This window comes from Pseudomonas sp. COW5, from assembly GCF_026240005.1.
Taxonomy (GTDB): domain Bacteria; phylum Pseudomonadota; class Gammaproteobacteria; order Pseudomonadales; family Pseudomonadaceae; genus Aquipseudomonas; species Aquipseudomonas kribbensis.
In genome coordinates, this window is record NZ_JAPHVP010000001.1 from 1,884,035 (window position 1) to 1,903,322 (window position 19,288).

The 19,288-nt window shown below is 61.5% G+C and carries 21 protein-coding genes; 16 read left to right on the forward strand and 5 right to left on the reverse strand.

The features are described 5' to 3' along the window. The first annotated feature begins 54 nt into the window (after window positions 1–54). From hslU to OQ248_RS08525, 6 genes are all read left to right on the forward strand, one after another. Window positions 55–1,392 carry an ATP-dependent protease ATPase subunit HslU gene (hslU, locus tag OQ248_RS08500; RefSeq protein WP_265812583.1) on the forward strand — a complete coding sequence of 446 codons (1,338 nt, stop codon included), beginning with the start codon at window positions 55–57 and terminating at the stop codon, window positions 1,390–1,392. A 76-nt stretch (window positions 1,393–1,468) separates the two neighbouring features. Then, window positions 1,469–1,846, forward strand: coding sequence for a DUF971 domain-containing protein (locus OQ248_RS08505; protein ID WP_085711048.1), 378 nt, complete (start codon window positions 1,469–1,471; stop codon window positions 1,844–1,846). A 257-nt stretch (window positions 1,847–2,103) separates the two neighbouring features. Continuing rightward, entirely contained in the window at window positions 2,104–3,783 is a 1,680-nt protein-coding gene (gene phaC / locus OQ248_RS08510) for a class II poly(R)-hydroxyalkanoic acid synthase (protein WP_265812584.1), read from the forward strand. A 155-nt stretch (window positions 3,784–3,938) separates the two neighbouring features. After that, window positions 3,939–4,793, forward strand: coding sequence for a poly(3-hydroxyalkanoate) depolymerase (gene phaZ / locus OQ248_RS08515; RefSeq protein WP_065259455.1), 855 nt, complete (start codon window positions 3,939–3,941; stop codon window positions 4,791–4,793). Between the two features lie 150 nt (window positions 4,794–4,943). Beyond that, a complete protein-coding gene (gene phaC / locus OQ248_RS08520; RefSeq protein ID WP_265812585.1) occupies window positions 4,944–6,626 on the forward strand; it encodes a class II poly(R)-hydroxyalkanoic acid synthase in 1,683 nt (560 codons plus the stop codon). 30 nt (window positions 6,627–6,656) lie between these two features. After that, window positions 6,657–7,277, forward strand: coding sequence for a TetR/AcrR family transcriptional regulator (locus OQ248_RS08525; RefSeq protein WP_085711045.1), 621 nt, complete (start codon window positions 6,657–6,659; stop codon window positions 7,275–7,277). Between the two features lie 275 nt (window positions 7,278–7,552). On the opposite strand, the gene OQ248_RS08530 is transcribed toward OQ248_RS08525, so the two are convergent. The 3 genes from OQ248_RS08530 to OQ248_RS08540 form a co-directional block, all read right to left on the reverse strand. Further along, complete coding sequence (locus tag OQ248_RS08530) at window positions 7,553–8,407, reverse strand: phasin family protein (RefSeq protein WP_265812586.1); 855 nt, start codon at window positions 8,405–8,407, stop codon at window positions 7,553–7,555. Window positions 8,408–8,417: 10 nt separating this feature from the next. Then, window positions 8,418–8,840, reverse strand: a complete 423-nt coding sequence (locus OQ248_RS08535; RefSeq protein WP_085711043.1) for a phasin family protein — start codon at window positions 8,838–8,840, stop codon at window positions 8,418–8,420. 160 nt (window positions 8,841–9,000) lie between these two features. Then, window positions 9,001–9,276: a polyhydroxyalkanoic acid system family protein gene (locus OQ248_RS08540; RefSeq protein WP_085711042.1), complete on the reverse strand. Its 276-nt coding sequence runs from the start codon at window positions 9,274–9,276 to the stop codon at window positions 9,001–9,003. Window positions 9,277–9,441: 165 nt separating this feature from the next. Between OQ248_RS08540 and ubiE the strand changes: the two genes are divergently transcribed. From ubiE to OQ248_RS08590, 10 genes are all read left to right on the forward strand, one after another. Further along, entirely contained in the window at window positions 9,442–10,212 is a 771-nt protein-coding gene (gene ubiE, locus OQ248_RS08545) for a bifunctional demethylmenaquinone methyltransferase/2-methoxy-6-polyprenyl-1,4-benzoquinol methylase UbiE (RefSeq protein WP_007952418.1), read from the forward strand. After that, window positions 10,212–10,835 (forward strand): SCP2 domain-containing protein, encoded by a 624-nt coding sequence (locus tag OQ248_RS08550; protein WP_039772453.1) that lies wholly within the window; start codon window positions 10,212–10,214, stop codon window positions 10,833–10,835. The genes ubiE and OQ248_RS08550 overlap by 1 nt, the downstream gene beginning before the upstream one ends. Beyond that, on the forward strand, window positions 10,832–12,436 hold the full coding sequence (ubiB, locus tag OQ248_RS08555) for a ubiquinone biosynthesis regulatory protein kinase UbiB (RefSeq protein ID WP_085683997.1): 1,605 nt from the start codon (window positions 10,832–10,834) through the stop codon (window positions 12,434–12,436). Before OQ248_RS08550 ends, ubiB begins: the two co-directional genes overlap by 4 nt. Window positions 12,437–12,516: 80 nt before the next feature. Continuing rightward, window positions 12,517–12,918 (forward strand): phosphoribosyl-AMP cyclohydrolase, encoded by a 402-nt coding sequence (gene hisI, locus OQ248_RS08560; protein ID WP_025110285.1) that lies wholly within the window; start codon window positions 12,517–12,519, stop codon window positions 12,916–12,918. Continuing rightward, entirely contained in the window at window positions 12,911–13,243 is a 333-nt protein-coding gene (locus OQ248_RS08565) for a phosphoribosyl-ATP diphosphatase (protein WP_007952422.1), read from the forward strand. The genes hisI and OQ248_RS08565 overlap by 8 nt, the downstream gene beginning before the upstream one ends. Window positions 13,244–13,268: 25 nt before the next feature. Continuing rightward, window positions 13,269–13,547, forward strand: coding sequence for a twin-arginine translocase TatA/TatE family subunit (locus OQ248_RS08570; RefSeq protein WP_007952423.1), 279 nt, complete (start codon window positions 13,269–13,271; stop codon window positions 13,545–13,547). 10 nt (window positions 13,548–13,557) lie between these two features. After that, window positions 13,558–14,022 carry a Sec-independent protein translocase protein TatB gene (gene tatB / locus OQ248_RS08575; protein WP_265812587.1) on the forward strand — a complete coding sequence of 155 codons (465 nt, stop codon included), beginning with the start codon at window positions 13,558–13,560 and terminating at the stop codon, window positions 14,020–14,022. Further along, the gene (tatC, locus tag OQ248_RS08580) at window positions 14,019–14,807 is read left to right on the forward strand and encodes a twin-arginine translocase subunit TatC (RefSeq protein WP_065261773.1); all 789 of its coding nucleotides are present in this window, start codon (window positions 14,019–14,021) and stop codon (window positions 14,805–14,807) included. The genes tatB and tatC overlap by 4 nt, the downstream gene beginning before the upstream one ends. Further along, complete coding sequence (locus OQ248_RS08585; protein WP_265812588.1) at window positions 14,804–15,511, forward strand: 16S rRNA (uracil(1498)-N(3))-methyltransferase; 708 nt, start codon at window positions 14,804–14,806, stop codon at window positions 15,509–15,511. Before tatC ends, OQ248_RS08585 begins: the two co-directional genes overlap by 4 nt. Before the next feature lie 105 nt (window positions 15,512–15,616). Beyond that, on the forward strand, window positions 15,617–17,533 hold the full coding sequence (locus OQ248_RS08590; RefSeq protein ID WP_265812589.1) for a methyl-accepting chemotaxis protein: 1,917 nt from the start codon (window positions 15,617–15,619) through the stop codon (window positions 17,531–17,533). A gap of 54 nt (window positions 17,534–17,587) precedes the next feature. On the opposite strand, the gene OQ248_RS08595 is transcribed toward OQ248_RS08590, so the two are convergent. Together OQ248_RS08595 and OQ248_RS08600 are read right to left on the reverse strand one after the other, a co-directional pair. Beyond that, the gene (locus OQ248_RS08595) at window positions 17,588–18,322 is read right to left on the reverse strand and encodes an amino acid ABC transporter ATP-binding protein (protein WP_085711038.1); all 735 of its coding nucleotides are present in this window, start codon (window positions 18,320–18,322) and stop codon (window positions 17,588–17,590) included. Next, window positions 18,315–19,274, reverse strand: coding sequence for an amino acid ABC transporter permease (locus tag OQ248_RS08600; RefSeq protein ID WP_007952431.1), 960 nt, complete (start codon window positions 19,272–19,274; stop codon window positions 18,315–18,317). The genes OQ248_RS08595 and OQ248_RS08600 overlap by 8 nt, the downstream gene beginning before the upstream one ends. Window positions 19,275–19,288 lie beyond the last annotated feature (14 nt).

Consider the following 19,288-nt stretch of genomic DNA (forward strand, 5'->3'; position numbering starts at 1 on the left):
GCCTGACGCGGCCCTGTGCCACGGCTTGTTTCTGCTTGAGGACCGTCAATTATTATGTCCATGACTCCCCGCGAAATCGTCCACGAACTCAACCGCCATATCATCGGCCAGGACGATGCCAAGCGCGCCGTCGCAATTGCCCTGCGCAACCGCTGGCGCCGCATGCAGCTGCCTGAAGAGCTGCGTATTGAAGTAACCCCGAAGAACATCCTGATGATCGGCCCGACCGGTGTCGGTAAAACCGAAATCGCCCGCCGTCTGGCCAAACTGGCCAACGCGCCGTTCATCAAGGTCGAAGCGACCAAGTTCACCGAAGTCGGCTACGTCGGCCGTGACGTCGAATCGATCATCCGTGATCTGGCCGATGCCGCGATCAAGATGCTGCGCGAGCAGGAAATGACCCGCGTGCGCCACCGCGCCGAAGACGCCGCCGAGGACCGTATCCTCGACGCGCTGCTGCCGCCGGCACGCATGGGCTTCGGCAACGAAGACGCGCCGACCCAGGACTCCAACACTCGCCAGCTGTTCCGCAAACGCCTGCGCGAAGGTCAGCTGGACGACAAGGAAATCGAGATCGAAGTCGCCGAAATGGCCGGCATCGAGATCGCCACGCCGCCGGGCATGGAAGAGATGACCAACCAGCTGCAGTCCCTGTTCGCCAACATGGGCAAAGGCAAGAAGAAGGCCCGCAAGCTCAAGGTCAAGGAAGCGCTGAAACTGGTGCGCGATGAAGAAGCCGGTCGCCTGGTCAACGAAGAAGAGTTGAAGGCCAAGGCCCTGGAAGCGGTCGAGCAGCACGGCATCGTGTTCATCGACGAAATCGACAAGGTCGCCAAGCGCGGTAACGTCGGCGGCGCCGATGTGTCCCGTGAAGGCGTACAGCGCGACCTGCTGCCGCTGATCGAAGGCTGCACCGTCAACACCAAGCTGGGCATGGTCAAGACCGACCACATCCTGTTCATCGCCTCCGGTGCGTTCCACCTGAGCAAGCCGAGCGATCTGGTGCCGGAACTGCAAGGCCGTCTGCCGATCCGCGTCGAACTCAAGGCCCTGAGCCCGGAAGACTTCGAGCGCATCCTCAGCGAACCGCACGCCTCGCTCACCGAGCAGTACTGCGCGCTGCTGAAGACCGAAGGCCTGAACATCCAGTTCCAGCCTGAAGGCATCAAGCGTCTGGCGGAGATCGCCTGGCAGGTCAACGAGAAGACCGAGAACATCGGTGCCCGTCGCCTGCACACGCTGCTCGAGCGTCTGCTGGAAGAGGTGTCGTTCAGTGCCGGCGACCTGGCCAGCGCCCACGACGACAAGGCGATCCTGATCGACGCCGAGTACGTCAACAGCCACCTGGGTGAATTGGCGCAGAACGAAGATCTGTCCCGTTATATCCTGTAAGCCATACTTACAGTGGTCGTGAAACTGTGGGAGCCATCGGCTCCCACAATTTTTTCCACCTGACGGAACACCGGCGATGACCCAACTCCCCACCGACATCAAACTGCACAAAGCCTCGAAAACCCTGTCGCTCAAATACGCGTCCGGCGAGGAATACACCCTGCCCGCCGAATTCCTGCGCGTGCACTCTCCCTCCGCCGAGGTCCAGGGCCACGGCAAACCGATCCTGCAATTCGGCAAGCTCCACGTCGGCCTGACCAAGGTAGAACCGGCCGGTCAGTACGCACTGAAACTGACCTTCGACGACGGTCACGACAGCGGCCTGTTCACCTGGGATTACCTCTACGAACTGGGGCGACGTTATGACGCACTCTGGGCGGATTATCTGGCCGAGCTCAAAGCCGCCGGCAAAACCCGCGACCCGGACGAGTCCGTCGTCAAGCTGATGCTCTAGTCCGCGCCTCGGACTGTTTAGAGGGCATTTTCTAAATTCATCTGTTTGAATGCTCCGCTAAAGCGGCCCGGGATCGGCTGCTTGCGAAAAAAATTAAACTCGGGTAACCAATGGAGCTGGCAAGTTCCCTGCAGTGCTCTACGACTGTAAAGCAGCTATGCAGAATCAACGGTCACCCGAGCAGTAGTACCTGGCATTGGCTGTGGAACTGCACAGCAGAAACCGGGTACTCGTCTCAGGACAATGGAGCGTCGTAGATGAGTAACAAGAATAACGATGATTTGAAGTACCAAGCCTCGGAAAACACCCTGGGGCTGAATCCTGTCGTTGGGCTTCGCGGAAAGGATCTGCTGGCCTCTGCTCGAATGGTGCTGACCCAGGCCATCAAACAACCGATCCATAGCGTCAAACACGTCACTCATTTCGGCATCGAACTGAAGAACGTGCTGTTCGGCAAATCAGAACTGCAACCGGCAGGCGATGACCGTCGCTTTGTCGACCCGGCGTGGAGTCAGAACCCGCTGTACAAACGTTACCTGCAAACCTATCTGGCGTGGCGCAAGGAACTCCATGCCTGGATCGACGACAGCAGCCTCTCGCCCAAGGACATCGCGCGCGGCCACTTCGTGATCAACCTGATGACCGAAGCCATGGCGCCGACCAACACTGCGGCCAACCCGGCGGCGGTCAAACGCTTCTTCGAAACCGGCGGCAAGAGCCTGCTCGACGGCCTCTCGCATCTGGCCAAGGATCTGGTGCACAACGGCGGCATGCCGAGCCAGGTCAACATGGGCGCATTCGAGGTCGGCAAGACCCTGGGCGTGAGCGAAGGCTCGGTGGTGTTTCGCAACGACGTACTGGAGCTGATCCAGTACAAACCGATCACCGAGCAAGTCCACGAGCGCCCGCTGCTGGTAGTGCCGCCGCAGATCAACAAGTTCTACGTATTCGACCTGAGCCCGGACAAGAGCCTGGCGCGCTTCTGCCTGCGCAACAACGTGCAGACTTTCATCGTCAGCTGGCGCAACCCGACCAAGGAACAGCGCGAGTGGGGCCTCTCGACCTACATCGAAGCCCTGAAGGAAGCGGTCGACGTGGTCACCGCGATCACCGGCAGCAAGGACGTCAACATGCTGGGCGCGTGCTCCGGCGGCATCACCTGCACCGCCCTGCTCGGCCACTACGCCGCCACCGGCGAAAACAAGGTCAATGCCCTGACCCTGCTGGTCAGCGTGCTCGACACCACCCTGGACAGTGACGTCGCCCTGTTCGTCGACGAGCAGACCCTGGAGATGGCCAAGCGTCATTCGTATCAGGCCGGCGTGCTGGAAGGCAAAGACATGGCCAAGGTCTTCGCCTGGATGCGCCCGAATGACCTGATCTGGAACTACTGGGTCAACAACTACCTGCTGGGCAACGAGCCGCCGGTGTTCGACATCCTGTTCTGGAACAACGACACCACCCGCTTGCCGGCTGCGTTCCACGGCGACCTGATCGAGATGTTCAAAAACAACCCACTGACCCGCCCCGATGCACTGGAAGTGTGCGGCACGCCGATCGACCTCAAGAAGGTCACGGCCGACATCTTCTCGCTGGCCGGCACCAACGACCACATCACCCCGTGGAAGTCCTGCTACAAGTCGGCGCAGCTGTTTGGCGGCAAGGTGGAATTCGTGCTGTCCAGCAGCGGGCATATCCAGAGCATTCTGAACCCGCCGGGCAACCCGAAATCGCGCTACATGACCAGCGACGAAATGACCGCCAATGCCGATGACTGGCAGGAAAACTCGACCAAGCACGCCGACTCCTGGTGGCTGCACTGGCAGGCCTGGCAGGCGGCGCGTTCGGGCGAACTGAAAAAGGCACCGACGAAGCTGGGCAACAAGGCATATCCGGCAGGCGAAGCCTCGCCGGGCACTTACGTACACGAGCGGTAACTGACACACCTCGCCCCACAATGTGGGAGCGAGCCTGCTCGCGATGGCGTCGGCAGCCGGAACAATGTGCTGACTGATACACCGCTATCGCGAGCAGGCTCGCTCCCACAGGGGATCGAGGCTGACATTGAGATTGATCCACAGGGCCCTGAAGCATGCCGCAACCGTTCATCTTCCGTACCGTCGAGCTGGATGGCCAGACCCTCCGGACCGCCGTACGCCCCGGCAAGCCTCACTTGACGCCCTTGCTGATTTTCAACGGCATCGGCGCCAACCTGGAGCTGGTGTTTCCTTTTGTCGCGGCGCTGGATCCGGATCTGGAAGTGATCGCCTTCGACGTGCCCGGTGTCGGTGGTTCTTCGACGCCGAGCCGGCCGTATCGCTTTCCGGGGCTGGCCAAACTCACAGCACGGATGCTCGATTACCTCGATTACGGCCAGGTCAACGTGATCGGCGTGTCCTGGGGTGGCGCGCTGGCGCAGCAATTCGCCCATGACTATCCCGAGCGCTGCAAGAAGCTGGTACTGGCCGCCACGGCGGCAGGCGCGGTGATGGTGCCGGGCAAGCCGAAGGTGCTGTGGATGATGGCCAGTCCACGCCGCTACATCCAGCCGTCCCATGTGATCCGCATCGCCCCGATGATCTACGGCGGCTCGTTCCGTCGCGACCCGACGCTCGCCGCCAGTCACGCGGCCAAGGTGCGTTCGGCGGGCAAGCTCGGCTACTACTGGCAACTGTTCGCGGGCCTTGGCTGGACCAGCATTCACTGGCTGCACAAGATCCATCAGCCGACCCTGGTGCTGGCCGGTGACGACGATCCGCTGATTCCGCTGATCAACATGCGTCTGCTCGCCTGGCGCATCCCCAACGCGCAATTGCACATCATCGATGACGGGCATCTGTTCCTCATCACCCGGGCCGAAGCCGTGGCGCCGATCATCATGAAATTTCTCCAGGAGGAACGTCTTCGCGCAGTGATGCACCCCCACCCGACACCGCTGGGCGGATAACCGGCCCGGCCCGGTTTTCTGGACAGCTCCTTGCAGAGCTTTTCCAACACGCATGGCAGGACGCCGCGCAGGCAACAAGCCGCAACAGCGTCTATGGTGTTCTGGTTCGGTGTGTTTGTTTTTGACCTGAAGACGAAGGAGTGTTGAGTCATGCGCGACAAACCAGCGACGGGCGTAGTGCCCAGTCCCGCCGTTTTCATCAATGCACAAAGTGCAATGACCGGCCTGCGAGGCCGCGACCTGATTTCGACGTTGCGCAGCGTAGCCGCCCATGGTCTGCGCAACCCCATTCACAGCGCGAAGCACGCGTTGAAACTCGGTGGTGCGCTCGGACGCGTGCTGCTCGGTGAGACCCTGCATCCGACCAACCCCAATGACAGCCGATTCGCCGATCCGGCCTGGAGCCTCAATCCGTTCTATCGCCGAAGCCTGCAGGCCTATCTGAGCTGGCAGAAACAGGTGAAGAGCTGGATCGACGAAAGCAGCATGAGCGATGACGATCGCGCCCGTGCGCACTTCGCTTTTTCCCTGATCAACGACGCCGTGGCGCCCTCCAACACGCTGCTCAATCCACTGGCGATCAAGGAGCTGTTCAACTCCGGCGGCCACAGCCTGGTGCGCGGCTTGAGTCATCTGTTCGATGACCTGCTGCACAACGACGGCCTGCCGCGCCAGGTGACCAAACAGGCTTTCGAAGTCGGCAAGACGGTCGCCACCACCACCGGCTCGGTGGTGTTTCGCAACGAACTGCTCGAGCTGATCCAGTACAAGCCGATGAGCGAAAAGCAGTATTCGAAACCGCTGCTGGTGGTGCCACCGCAAATCAACAAGTACTACATTTTCGACCTGAGCCCGAGCAACAGCTTCGTCCAGTACGCCCTGAAGAACGGCTTGCAGACCTTCATGATCAGTTGGCGCAATCCGGACGTGCGCCATCGCGAATGGGGCCTGTCGACCTACGTCGAGGCCGTGGAAGAAGCGATGAACATCTGCCGGGCGATCACCGGTGCCCGCGAGGTCAACCTGATGGGTGCCTGCGCCGGCGGGCTGACCATCGCTGCGCTGCAGGGGCACTTGCAGGCCAAGCGGCAGTTGCGGCGGGTCTCCAGCGCGACCTATCTGGTGAGCCTGCTCGACAGTCAGATCGACTCCCCGGCCACGCTGTTCGCCGATGAGCAGACCCTCGAAGCGGCCAAGCGCCGTTCCTATCAGAAAGGCGTGCTGGACGGCCGCGACATGGCCAGGGTGTTCGCCTGGATGCGGCCCAACGATCTGATCTGGAGCTACTTCGTCAACAACTACCTGCTGGGCAAGGAGCCGCCGGCGTTCGACATCCTCTACTGGAACAACGACAGCACCCGCCTGCCCGCCGCGTTTCATGGCGACCTGCTGGACTTCTTCAAGCACAACCCGCTGATTCATTCGGGCGGCCTGGAAGTCTGCGGCACGCCGATCGATCTGCAGAAAGTCACGGTCGACAGTTTCAGCGTGGCCGGCATGAACGACCACATCACGCCATGGGACGCGGTGTATCGCTCGACCCTGCTGCTGGGCGGCGAGCGGCGCTTCGTGCTGTCCAACAGCGGCCACGTCCAGAGCATTCTCAACCCGCCGAGTAACCCAAAGGCCACCTACGTCGAGAACGGCAAGATGAGCAGCGACCCGCGCGCCTGGTACTACGACGCGAAAAAAGTCGACGGCAGCTGGTGGCCGCAGTGGCTGGAATGGGTCCAGCAGCGCTCCGGCACCCTGCGCGAAACCCAGATGGCCCTTGGCAACGCGAACTATCCACCGATGGAGGCGGCGCCCGGCACTTACGTGCGCGTGCGCTGACCGGCCCCAACCACCCTTTAAGAAGACTGGATGAAAACAAGCGAACGGATCCTCGAATGTGCCCTGCAGTTGTTCAACGAAAAGGGCGAGCCGAACGTCTCGACCATGGAGGTTGCCAATGAAATGGGGATCAGCCCCGGCAACCTCTACTACCATTTCCACGGCAAGGAGCCGCTGATCCTCGGGCTGTTCGAGCGCTTTCAGAGCGAGCTGGCACCGCTGCTCGACCCGCCTGCGGATGTAGAACTGGCACCGGAGGATTACTGGCTGTTCCTGCACCTGATCGTCGAGCGCCTGGCGCAGTACCGGTTCCTGTTCCAGGACCTGTCGAACCTGGCCGGGCGCCTGCCGAAACTGGCCAAGGGCATTCGCAACTTTCTCAACGTCCTGAAGCGCACGCTGGCGTCACTGCTGGCGCGGTTGAAGGCGTCTGGACAGTTGGTCAGTGACACCCAGGCGCTGGGGCAACTGGTGGAACAGATCACCATGACGTTGCTGTTCTCGCTGGACTATCAGCGGATTCTCGATCGCGAGGGGGAAGTGAGGCTGGTGGTGTACCAGATCATGATGCTGGTTGCGCCGCATTTGTTGCCGCCGGTGAAGGTGGCGACGGAGCGGATGGCGCTGCAGTATCTCGAAGATCACGAGTGAGTCAGGCAGATCGCTGCCCTCACCCTAGCCCTCCCGAAACGTCGGACCGCCCGGAGGGAGAGGGAACCTACCGAGGTGTCTCTAGCTATACGCCGACCTGAACGAGCTTGGCGATTATGGATTCGGTACAACACTTTCAGGTCGGCGTAATTCTCAAACATCCCACGGTCAGTTCCCTCTCCCTCAGGGAGAGGGCTAGGGTGAGGGGGCTCTTGGATCTGACATACAAAAACGCCCGACCTTCACAGGCCGGGCGTTTTCTTGTGCCCTGAATATCAGGACTGACTGGTCGGCGTCGACGGAGTCGATACAACAGTCGATACTGGCGCCGGGGTTGGAGCCGAGGCGGAGTTCGACGTGCTGGCCAGTGCTTGCGGTGTGGTCACCGGTTTTGGTGCGGCAGCTTTCGGCGCAGCGGCTTTCGGCGCGGCCGGTTTTTTCACTGCAGGTTTTTTCGCTGCAGCCGGTTTGGCGGCAGGCTTGGCAGCGGGTTTGGCTGCAGCGGTTTTCGCTGCTGGCTTGGCCGCTGGTTTTGCAGCAGGTTTGGCGGCGGCCTTGGCGGCAACCGGTTTGGCTGCGGCTTTTACTGCTGGCTTGGCCGCAGCGGTTTTGGCTGCTGGTTTTGCTGCCGGTTTGGCGGCAGCTTTAGCCAATGGTTTGGCAGCAGGTTTTGCCGCCGGTTTGGCTGCTGCGGTTTTGGCCGCGACAGGTTGGGTTTTCAGGCCGGTGAGTTTCTCGATCTGCTTGGTCAGGGTATCGACCTTCTTGTGCAGATCCTTCACCTCGTTGCGGCTCGGTACGCCCAGGCGCGAAATCGCACTGTTCAGGCGCTTGTCGAAAGCCCCTTCCAGTTGATCCCAGGTGCCCAGCGCGCGATCTTTCACGCCGCTGATGCGCGATTTGGCCGAGCTCGCGGTGTCCTTGGCAGCATCGACTTTCTTGCCGACTGCAGCCTTGGTGAGCTTCTCGGCTTTCTCGCCGTCTTTGACCAATGTATCGAAGAGCTTGCTGCCGTCAGTGTCGATCTTCGAGTACACGCCTAAACCAGCCAGCCAGATCTTGCGGGAATAGTCTTCGACTTTTCCGATCCACGAGCTGCCTTCTTTATCGGTGTTCTTTTTACCAGCCATCCCGTTCTCCTTAAGATTTACGCGCGACGCGTTCGAGCAATGCCGTCAGCTCATCGAGCTTAGCAGAGAGTGCCTCAACGTCATGTTTAGACGGAATGCCGATACGATTCAAGGCACTGGCGACACGCGTGTCGAACGCCTTCTCGACCTTGTCGAGCTGAACTTCGACGCGGCCTTTGAATGAGCTGACTTCGCTCCTGGCTTCGTCGATCTCGGCGTTGGCCGCTTCGAGTTTTTCGGTGACGGCTTTTTTGCCTTTCTTTTCAACAGTTTGACCAGCCTTGATCAACTCCTGAAAGTACTCGCTGCCCTCCTGACCGACCTTGGTGTAGGCACCCAGGCCTGCCAGCCAGATCTTGCGGGCATAGGATTTGACGTCGCTCAGGGCAGAAGTCGAGGCGTCGATTTTTTTCTTCAAAATAGCTTTGGCCATGGTGCACCTCACGCGCAGAAGGTTTGAGGAACTGCCCTGACGAGTGTCGGGCTCAGGCACAAAGTAGGGAGAAAAATTAGAAACGGCACCCTAACAACTGACATAAAAGGCAGGTGCACGAGAAAAGAAAGGGGAGCCCGAAGCTCCCCGTTTGTCCTGATCAGACCAGCGCTTTATCCAGCGCCTTCTCGATCTCGGCTTTGATCATGCCGCTCATGGCCGACATCATCAGGCCCAGTTCCACGTCGACCCGGATCGAATCCTCGGCCACATGCACCGCGCCCTTCACGCCCGAACGCTTGAGGTTCAGGGTGTCACCCGCCCACTGCGGCTCGAGGCCATATTGATCGGAGAGTTTCTGCGCCAGTTTGTCGGCTTTCTCGCGGGCAACTTCCTTGCCCAGGCTGTGGGCACGCTCAACACTGATATGGGCCATTGAATGACTCCTGCTTTTTGAATGGGGCTATGAATGCCTGCAACGAATCTTGACCGCCACTGCGGCAAATCGTCCCGAAGGTTGCCCATCTTACCTTTAGCCATTCCAAGACAAAGCATGGCTTGGGGATTAGAATGTCGCGCATTCTCTTTTGGTGACAGCGATATGACTGATCAGCGCAAAGGCAGCGATGCCGAACCCACCACTCACTTCGGCTTCAAAAACGTTCCGGAAAGCCAGAAAGCGGAAAAAGTCGCTGAGGTGTTCCACTCCGTGGCCGCCAAGTACGACCTGATGAACGACCTTCTGTCGGGCGGCATGCACCGTCTGTGGAAGCGCTTCGCGATCGAACTGTCGGGCGTGCGCGCCGGCAACCGCGTGCTGGACATCGCCGGCGGCACCGGCGACCTGACCAAGAAATTCTCGCACCTGGTCGGCCCGACCGGTCAGGTCGTTCTCGCGGACATCAACGAATCCATGCTCAAGGTCGGCCGTGACCGCCTGCTGGATGTCGGCGTGTCGGGCAACGTCGAGTTCGTCCAGGCCGACGCAGAAAAACTGCCGTTCCCGGACAACCATTTCGACTGCGTGACCATCGCCTTCGGCCTGCGCAACGTGACGCACAAAGAAGACGCCCTGCGTTCGATGCTGCGCGTGCTCAAGCCCGGCGGCCGCTTGCTGGTGCTGGAATTCTCCAAGCCGACCAACGCGCTGATGTCCAAGGCCTACGACGCCTACTCGTTCGCCTTCATGCCCTTGATGGGCAAGCTGATCACCAACGACTCGGAAAGCTATCGCTACCTGGCCGAATCGATCCGGATGCACCCGAATCAGGAAACCCTGAAGTCGATGATGGTCGACGCCGGTTTCGACCGCGTGACTTATCACAACATGACCGCAGGCATCGTCGCTCTGCACCGCGGCATCAAGCCCTGATGCTGCTGACCGGGCTGCTGGCCAGCGTCGAACTCGGCCTGAACCGCGTGCTGCGTCTCGACAGCACCGCGCTGCCGAGGCTGGCGCATCTGACCGGCAAAGTGATTGCCGTGGATTGCCGCAGCCCGGCGCTGCAACTGTTCATCCTGCCGAGCGACGAAGGTTTGATGCTGGCGTCCCGTTGGGAAACCGGCGTCGACTGCACCCTGCGCGCCCCGGCTTCGAGCCTGGTGAAACTCGCCCTGAGCAAGGACAAGACGGCGGTGCTGCACGCACCGGAAGTCGAACTCGACGGCGACAGCGGCGTGCTGCTGGAACTGGCGGGCGTGCTGCAGGACCTCGAGCTGGACTGGGAGTACGAACTCTCGCGCTGGCTCGGCCCGGTCGCCACGCAACTGGTCGGCGGTCACCTGCGCAGCCGCGCCCGCTGGTATCAACAAGGATTTGCCAGCCTCAACCAGAACCTCGCCGAATACCTGGCCGAAGAATCGCGCACCCTCGTCGGGCAGCGCGAAGCCGAAGCCCGCTTCAGCGAACTGGACCGGATCAAACTCGATCTGGAACGTCTCGAGGCGCGCTTCGAGCGCCTTTCCCGATCCCTCGACCCAAGCGATAACGCATGAAGCTGCTCGCCGTCCGCCGTCTGTTGCGCATCCAGCGCGTCGTGATCCGCTACCGCCTCGATGACCTGCTGTTCGATCTGCCTTTGCCGTGGTTCCTGCTGGCGCTGCGCTATGTCCTGCCGTGGCGCTGGTTCCCGCGCAAGCCGCTGGACCTGAGCCGTGGCGCACGCCTGCGCCTGGCCTTGCAGGACCTGGGGCCGATCTTCATCAAGTTCGGGCAGATCCTCTCGACCCGCCGCGACCTGCTGCCGGAAGACATCGCCGATGAGCTGATGCTGTTGCAGGACCGCGTGCCGCCGTTCGATTCGCAGCTGTCGGTCAAGTTGATCGAAGAGCAGCTGGGCAAGAAGATCAGCGAAGTGTTCAGCCGCTTCGACGTCGAACCACTGGCCTCGGCCTCGGTGGCGCAGGTACACGCTGCACAGCTGAAGACCGGCGAAGAAGTGGTAGTCAAGGTGATCCGCCCGGGCCTGAAACCGGTGATCGCCCAGGATCTGGCGTGGCTGTTCATCCTCGCCCGCGCCGCCGAAAAGGTCTCCGCCGACGCCCGCCTGCTGCACCCGGTGGACGTGGTCAGCGATTACGAAAAAACCATCTACGACGAACTCGATTTGCTGCGCGAGGCGGCCAACGCCAGCCAGTTGAAGCGCAACTTCGAAGGCTCGCCGCTGCTCTACGTGCCGCAGGTCTATTGGGACTGGTGCCGGCCGAAAGTGCTGGTGATGGAGCGCATCTACGGGATTCAGGTGACGGATCTGGCGACCCTCGCCGACCAGCGCACCGACATGAAAATGCTTGCCGAACGCGGCGTGGAGATCTTCTTCACTCAGGTGTTCCGCGACAGTTTCTTCCACGCCGACATGCACCCGGGCAACATATTCGTCAGCACCGTCAATCCGTGGAGCCCGCAGTACATCGCGATCGACTGCGGCATCGTCGGCAGCCTGACCCCGGAAGACCAGGATTATCTGGCACGCAACCTGTTCGCCTTCTTCAAGCGCGACTACCGGCGCGTGGCGCAGTTGCACATCGATTCGGGCTGGGTGCCGGCGGAAACCAAACTCAACGAATTCGAAGCGGCGATCCGTACCGTGTGCGAACCGATCTTCGAAAAACCGTTAAAAGATATTTCATTTGGTCAGGTGCTGATGCGTCTGTTCCAGACCGCGCGCCGCTTCAACATGGAAGTGCAGCCGCAACTCGTGTTGCTGCAAAAGACCCTGCTGAACATCGAAGGCCTGGGCCGTCAGCTGTACCCGGATCTGGATCTGTGGAACACCGCGCAGCCGTTCCTCGAACGCTGGATGCGCGAGCGCGTGAGCCCGAAAGCCTTGATCGGCAACGTGCAGAGCCAGTTCGAACAGCTGCCGCACCTGGCCAACATGGCCCGCGACCTGCTCGAACGCATGTCCCAACCCCACGCCAACGACCCGCCACCACCGTGGAAAAAGCGCAAGGACGACTGGTTCCTGCGCCTGCTCGGCAGCGCCCATCTGGCGGGCGGCACGATCCTCGCCGCCGGTGGCCCGCTGAATGAACTGGGGCATTGGCCCGCCGGGATCATGGTGGCAGTCGGCTTGTATCTGGTCGTTCGCCGATAGCCAGTTGCGTGATCGGCTGGCACACTGTTTCAACGCCTGAACCCGACTATTGAAGTGTGGGTTCGCTGTCGGAGTCGAAGATGAAAAACTGGCTGGACGAGATCAAATGGGACGCCGATGGCCTGGTGCCGGCGATTGCCCAGGATCACAAGACCGGACGCGTGCTGATGATGGCCTGGATGAACCGCGAAGCCCTGGAGCTGACCGCATCCGAAAACCGTGCCATCTACTGGTCACGTTCCCGTGGCAAGCTGTGGCGCAAGGGCGAAGAGTCCGGCCATGTGCAGACCCTGCATGAAATGCGTCTGGACTGCGACGCCGACGTGATCATCCTGATGGTTGAACAGATTGGCGACATCGCTTGCCATACCGGCCGTCAGAGCTGCTTCTACCGCGTCTTCGAAAACGGCGACTGGAAAACGGTCGACCCGGTCCTGAAAGACCCGCACGCCATCTATTCCGCAGGACACAAACATGAGTGACACCCTGACCCGCCTCGCTCAGGTGCTTGAAGAGCGCAAGGGCGCTGCTGCCGACAGCTCATATGTAGCTAGTCTGTATCACAAGGGCCTGAACAAGATTCTGGAGAAGGTCGGCGAAGAGTCGGTCGAAACGATCATCGCCGCCAAGGACGCCGCCGTCAGCGGTGACTGCAGTGACGTGATCTACGAGACCGCCGACCTGTGGTTCCACAGCATGGTCATGCTCGCCCAGCTGGGGCAGCATCCGCAGGCTGTACTCGACGAACTGGATCGTCGCTTCGGCCTGTCCGGACACGTCGAGAAAGCCTCGCGTCCGTCCGCCTGAACAACTTTTAGAGAGGAACAGCAACATGGGCATTTTTGACTGGAAACACTGGATCGTCATTCTGGTTGTCGTGGTGCTGGTGTTCGGCACCAAGAAACTGAAAAACCTCGGCACCGACGTCGGCGAATCGATCAAGGGCTTCCGTAAAGCCATGAACGACGATGAAAAACCGGCCGATCCGACCGTCACGCCTGCGCAGCCGGTGCCACCGGTCCAGCCGCAAGCCACCGCTCAGGCCAACCCGCCGCACACCATCGACGTGCAGGCGCAGAAAGTCGAAGAGCCGATCCGCAAAGACGTGTGAGCACTGACTAATGTTTGGTATCAGCTTCTCTGAACTGCTGCTCGTCGGCCTCGTTGCCCTGCTGGTGCTGGGCCCCGAGCGTTTGCCGGGTGCCGCGCGCACCGCCGGCCTGTGGGTCGGGCGGCTGAAGCGCAGCTTCAACGCGATCAAACAGGAAGTTGAACGTGAAATCGGTGCCGACGAAATCCGTCGGCAACTGCACAACGAACACATCCTGTCGCTGGAGCAGGAGGCGCGGAAGATCTTCACGCCACCGGTTCAGCAGGAGCCGACGCCCGTGCAGCCGGCGGCAGACCAGACGCCAACGCCGCCTGTCGCAGAGCAAACGATTCATGCACCGGCGAGCGTCGAACACGTCTCTGCCGCAGCCGCTGAAACGGCCCCGGTCATGAAGCCGATCGAACCCGTTGCTCCAGCCGCCGCGCCAGCCACACCTGCGCCCCAAGACACCACTTTGCCGCCGCGAGCCCCATGAGCGATCTCCCCGAAAACGACCAGCACATGCCGCTGGTTTCGCACCTCACCGAGTTGCGCACCCGCCTGCTGCGTTGCGTCGCGGCGATCTTCATCATCTTCGCCGGGCTGTTCGCCTTCACCCAGCAGATCTACACCTTCGTCTCGACGCCGCTGCGCCAGTACCTGCCGGCCGGCGCGACGATGATCGCCACCGACGTGTCGTCGCCGTTCCTGACGCCGCTGAAACTGACGATGATGGTCTCGCTGTTCCTCGCGATCCCGGTGATCCTGCACCAGATCTGGGGCTTCATCGCGCCGGGCCTGTACAAGCACGAGAAGCGTGTGGCGGTGCCGTTGCTGATTTCCAGCATCCTGCTGTTCTACACCGGCATGGCGTTCGCCTACTTCTTCGTGTTCCCGCTGATCTTCAAGTTCTTCGCCTCGGCCACCCCGGCCGGCGTGGAAATGATGACCGACATCACCAGCTACCTCGATTTCGTCATGACGCTGTTCTTCGCCTTCGGCGTGGCGTTCGAAATCCCGGTGGCCGTGGTGCTGCTGGTGTGGATCGGCGTGGTCGACGTCAAATACCTGAAGAAGATCCGCCCGTACGTGATCATCGGCTGCTTTGTGGTCGGCATGATCCTGACCCCGCCGGACATCTTCTCCCAGACCCTGCTGGCCGTACCGATGTGGATGCTGTTTGAAGTCGGCATTCTGTTCGGCAGCCTGGTCAGCAAGCGCGAGCGCCCGGACGAAACCGTCGACGACCACAACGACCAGCCGCCAGCGACCCAGCCATGAACCTGCTGTTGCTCGAAGAGGCCGACTTCGTTGCGGCCGACCGCGTCGTGCTGCGCGACCGGCGCCTGACCCACATGCAGGAAGTCCATCGCTCGGAAGTCGGCGACAGCCTGCGGGTCGGGCGCATCAACGGCTTGATGGGCTCGGCCGAGCTGCTGCGTCTGGAAGCGAGCGAAGCCGAACTGCGGGTCACCCTCGATCAGCCACCGCCGGCCAAACTGCCGCTGACCCTGGTACTCGCCCTGCCACGCCCGAAGATGCTGCGCCGGGTGTTCCAGACCGTGGCGACCATGGGTGTGTCGAAGGTGATTCTGGTCAACAGCTATCGCGTCGAGAAAAGCTTCTGGCAGACACCGTTTCTGGAGCCGGAGTCGATTCGCGAGAATCTGATCCTCGGCCTCGAACAGGCCCGGGATACCGTGCTGCCGGAAATCATCATCGAGAAACGCTTCAAGCCGTTCGTTGAAGATCGCCTGCCGGCCATCACCGACGGCACCCTCGGTCTCGTCGGCCATCCGGGCAACTTCCCGCCCTGCCCCCGCGCCCTGAGCGAACCGGTGACCCTGGCCATCGGCCCCGAGGGTGGCTGGATTCCCTACGAGATCGACCTGCTGGGCAAATCCGGCCTGCAACCGGTGCAGTTGGGCGATCGCATCCTGCGGGTCGAAACCGCCGTCACCGCCCTGCTAGCCCGCCTGTTCTGAACCTGCCGGCGCCATTCGGCGCCGGACAAATCGCGTTACAGATTGCCATCATCCAGCCGATACAGTCTCCATAAGTCCAATTAGTGGTCCGAGGGGAGTCGTCGCATGTACCGTTGGTTAGCCGAGAATCTTGGAAACGTCAGCGTCAAACGCAAGCTGGGCATCGGTTTCGGCCTGGTGCTGCTGCTGACACTGTTGATCACCTTCACCGGCTGGACCGGCATGAGCGGCATCATCAGCCGCGGTGACAAACTCGGCTTCATCTCCAGCCTCAACGAGCTGACCAAGGACCTGCGCCTGGCGCGCCTGGACTACGAAATGCGCCGTGGCGAACAAGGCCCGGGCACAGTCAATGACCTGCTCGGCAAACTCGACAGCGGTCTGCAGACCGCTCGCGGCCTGATCGAGCAACCGTCGGACGCGGCGAAAGTCGATCAGCAACTGGCGGCCGTCGCCGAGTACAAACGCGCCTTCGCCGACATGGTGCAGGCCGGCGCCAACCGCGAAGATGCCCGCAGCAAGCTGGGCGCCACCGCCGACAACGCCGTGGCCAAGGTCGCCGAAGTCGAAAAATCCATGCTGCAGGGTGACAGCGTTGCCCAGTTCAACGCGGTGATCGACCTGAGCAAACTCATCCAGCAGGCACGCTTCCAGGTCCGTGGCTACACCTACAGCGGCAAGACCGAAGCCGAGCAACCGGCCCTCGACGCCATCGACAACGCCCTGAAAAACCTCGAGACCCTGCCGGCCAAGCTGCCTGAGCAGCACATCGCCAACCTGCAACAGGCCACTGACTCGCTCAAGGCCTATCGCGCCGCCGTCAGCCAGTTCCGCGACTCCCAGGTGGCCAGCGCCAAGGCCCTGGCCCGTATGTCGGTGCAGGGCGACATCCTGCTCGATGTCAGCAAGCAGCTCACCGAATCCCAGACAGTCGTTCGCGACACCGATGCCGCCAGCGCCAAGAACCAGCTGCTGATCGCCACCCTGCTGGCCGTTGCCTTTGGCCTGCTGGCCGCCTGGGCGATCACCCGGCAGATCATCATTCCGCTGAACCAGACCCTGAAAGTCGCCGAGCGCGTAGCTTCCGGCGACCTGACCCACAACCTGATTTCCCAGCGCCGCGACGAACTCGGTCAATTGCAGCGTTCGATGCAGAGCATGACCCAAGGCCTGCGCGAACTGATCGGTGGCATCAGCGACGGCGTCACCCAGATCGCCAGCGCCGCCGAAGAACTGTCCGCCGTGACCGAACAGACCAGCGCCGGCGTGAACAATCAGAAAGTCGAGACCGATCAGGTCGCCACCGCCATGAACGAAATGGCCGCCACCGTGCAGGAAGTCGCGCGCAACGCCGAGGAGGCGTCGGAAGCCGCTGTCGCCGCTGACCAGCAGGCCCGTGAAGGCGACAAGGTCGTCGGTGAAGCCATTGCCCAGATCGAACGTCTGGCCACTGAAGTCGGCCACTCCACGGAAGCCATGGGCGAGCTCAAGCGCGAAAGCGACAAGATCGGCAGCGTGCTCGACGTGATCAAATCCGTAGCCCAGCAAACCAACCTGCTGGCCCTCAACGCCGCCATCGAAGCGGCCCGTGCCGGTGAAGCCGGTCGCGGTTTTGCGGTGGTCGCCGATGAAGTGCGCAGCCTCGCCCAGCGCACCCAGAAGTCCACCGAAGAGATCGAAGAGCTGATCGTCGGCCTGCAGAACGGCACCCAGCAAGTGGCGACGATCATGGACAACAGCCGCACCCTGACCGACAGCAGCGTCGAGCTGACCCGCCGTGCCGGTGGTTCGCTGGAAAGCATCACCCGCACCGTTTCGGCGATTCAGGCGATGAACCAGCAGATCGCAGCGGCGGCCGAACAGCAGAGCGCCGTGGCCGAAGAGATCAACCGCAGTGTGCTGAATGTGCGGGATGTGTCGGATCAGACGTCGGCAGCGAGTGAAGAGACGGCGGCGTCCAGCGTAGAGCTGGCGCGCCTGGGCACTCACCTGCAAACGCTGGTGGGCCGGTTCAAGGTTTAAACCGCGCACACAAAAAAATCGCAACCATTGGCTGCGATTTTTTTTGCCTTGCGTTTAGAGGACTTGCCGCAGGAACGCCTGGGCTCGCGGATCCTTCGGCGCGTCGAAGAATTCCGTCGGCGATGCATCTTCCAGCAATTTGCCGTGATCGAAGAACAGCACCCGGTCCGCCACTTCCCGGGCAAAGCCCATTTCGTGGGTCACGCAGACCATGGTCATGCCTTCCACAGCCAGGTTCTTCATCACGTCCAGCACTTCACCGACCATTTCCGGGTCGAGGGCCGAGGTCGGCTCGTCGAACAGCATGACCTTCGGGTCCATCGCCAGCGCCCGGGCAATCGCCACGCGCTGCTGCTGACCGCCGGACAGACGCGAAGGGTATTCACGGGCCTTCTGCGCGATCCCGACCTTCTCCAGCAACGCCAAAGCCTTGGCCTCGCTTTCCTTCTGGCCGCGCTTGCGCACGACTTTCTGCGCCAGGCACAGGTTTTCCAGCACGGTCATGTGCGGGAACAGATTGAAATGCTGGAACACCATGCCGACTTCGCGGCGGTAGGCATTGACGTCGGTTTTCGGGTCGGCCAGTTGCAGGCCGTCGATGCTCACCGAACCGGAATCGAATTCCTCCAGGCCATTGAGGCAGCGCAGGAAGGTCGACTTGCCGGAACCGGACGGACCGAGCACCACCAGCACCTCGCCCTTGGCCACGTGGGTGCTGACGTGATCCACGGCGCGGACTACCTGGCCACGGGTGTCGAAGACTTTTACCAGATCGCGGACTTCAATCACTTTGCGCGAGCCTCCGCTCAAGCCGGCTGGCGATTTTCGACAGCGGCAGGTTGATCAACAGGTACAGGCCGGCCACGCAGAACAGGATTTCGAACGGCGAAAACGAGGTGGTGATCACTTCACGACCGCTTTTCAGCAGTTCGGTGATGGCAATCACCGACACCAGCGAGGTGTCTTTCACCAGACTGATGAACTGCCCGGCCAGTGGTGGCAACACGCGTTTGAACGCTTGCGGCAGCACTACATGACGCATCGACTGGCCGGCGCTCAAACCCAGCGAGCGGGCTGCTTCGTTCTGGCCACGGGCAATCGACTGCACGCCGGAACGGATGATTTCCGCCACATAGGCGCCGGTGAACAGCGACAGCGCGGCGATCCCGGCGAACTCCCGGGACAGGTTCATCACCGTGCCGATGAAGAAGTAGAAAATGAAAATCTGCACCAGCAGCGGCGTGCCGCGCACCAGTTCGACATAGATCGTCGACAGGTCGCGCAGGGTCGGGTTGCTCGACAAGCGGCACAGCCCGGTCGCCAGACCGATCAGCAGGCCCAGCACGCCGGACACCACCGACAGCCAAAGCGTCGTCCACAGGCCCCACAGCAGCGGCCCCGCCGCCCAATGCCGGGTCACACCCACGACGTCACCTTCGGCCACATCGTCGCCCTGGGCGAATTGCAGGCTGTTTTCGTCGACGGTCAGGTGCTGCTCGTCACCGGCATCGTTGCGCAGGGTGACCTGCGCGCTGCCGCCCTTGCGCACCAGTTCGCTGACGGTGGAGATGTCGGTGGCGCGCTGGGTTTCCTCGGCCTGATAGGCGAAGTACTGCGGCACGCGGTTCCAGCGCCATTCGTAGGACATCAGCGACGTGGCGTAATACAGCGCGCCAGCCAGGCCGACCAGCACCAGCACGGTCAGGACGTGCCAGGGCCATTGGGCTTTTTTCTGTTTCATGGGTTTAGCGAAAT

Bases quoted from the DNA above. Each gene is read 5' to 3' on its own strand.
- OQ248_RS08550 (WP_039772453.1), top strand. From the start codon at position 10,212: ATGCTGCTGACCGGGCTGCTGGCCAGCGTCGAACTCGGCCTGAACCGC.
- phaC (WP_265812585.1), top strand. From the start codon at position 4,944: ATGCGCGACAAACCAGCGACGGGCGTAGTGCCCAGTCCCGCCGTTTTC.
- OQ248_RS08570 (WP_007952423.1), top strand. From the start codon at position 13,269: ATGGGCATTTTTGACTGGAAACACTGGATCGTCATTCTGGTTGTCGTG.
- hisI (WP_025110285.1), top strand. From the start codon at position 12,517: ATGAAAAACTGGCTGGACGAGATCAAATGGGACGCCGATGGCCTGGTG.
- tatC (WP_065261773.1), top strand. From the start codon at position 14,019: ATGAGCGATCTCCCCGAAAACGACCAGCACATGCCGCTGGTTTCGCAC.
- OQ248_RS08530 (WP_265812586.1), bottom strand. From the start codon at position 8,407: ATGGCTGGTAAAAAGAACACCGATAAAGAAGGCAGCTCGTGGATCGGA.
- OQ248_RS08590 (WP_265812589.1), top strand. From the start codon at position 15,617: ATGTACCGTTGGTTAGCCGAGAATCTTGGAAACGTCAGCGTCAAACGC.
- OQ248_RS08505 (WP_085711048.1), top strand. From the start codon at position 1,469: ATGACCCAACTCCCCACCGACATCAAACTGCACAAAGCCTCGAAAACC.
- hslU (WP_265812583.1), top strand. From the start codon at position 55: ATGTCCATGACTCCCCGCGAAATCGTCCACGAACTCAACCGCCATATC.
- OQ248_RS08565 (WP_007952422.1), top strand. From the start codon at position 12,911: ATGAGTGACACCCTGACCCGCCTCGCTCAGGTGCTTGAAGAGCGCAAG.
- OQ248_RS08535 (WP_085711043.1), bottom strand. From the start codon at position 8,840: ATGGCCAAAGCTATTTTGAAGAAAAAAATCGACGCCTCGACTTCTGCC.
- OQ248_RS08600 (WP_007952431.1), bottom strand. From the start codon at position 19,274: ATGAAACAGAAAAAAGCCCAATGGCCCTGGCACGTCCTGACCGTGCTG.
- OQ248_RS08525 (WP_085711045.1), top strand. From the start codon at position 6,657: ATGAAAACAAGCGAACGGATCCTCGAATGTGCCCTGCAGTTGTTCAAC.
- phaZ (WP_065259455.1), top strand. From the start codon at position 3,939: ATGCCGCAACCGTTCATCTTCCGTACCGTCGAGCTGGATGGCCAGACC.
- ubiB (WP_085683997.1), top strand. From the start codon at position 10,832: ATGAAGCTGCTCGCCGTCCGCCGTCTGTTGCGCATCCAGCGCGTCGTG.
- OQ248_RS08540 (WP_085711042.1), bottom strand. From the start codon at position 9,276: ATGGCCCATATCAGTGTTGAGCGTGCCCACAGCCTGGGCAAGGAAGTT.
- phaC (WP_265812584.1), top strand. From the start codon at position 2,104: ATGAGTAACAAGAATAACGATGATTTGAAGTACCAAGCCTCGGAAAAC.
- ubiE (WP_007952418.1), top strand. From the start codon at position 9,442: ATGACTGATCAGCGCAAAGGCAGCGATGCCGAACCCACCACTCACTTC.
- OQ248_RS08585 (WP_265812588.1), top strand. From the start codon at position 14,804: ATGAACCTGCTGTTGCTCGAAGAGGCCGACTTCGTTGCGGCCGACCGC.
- tatB (WP_265812587.1), top strand. From the start codon at position 13,558: ATGTTTGGTATCAGCTTCTCTGAACTGCTGCTCGTCGGCCTCGTTGCC.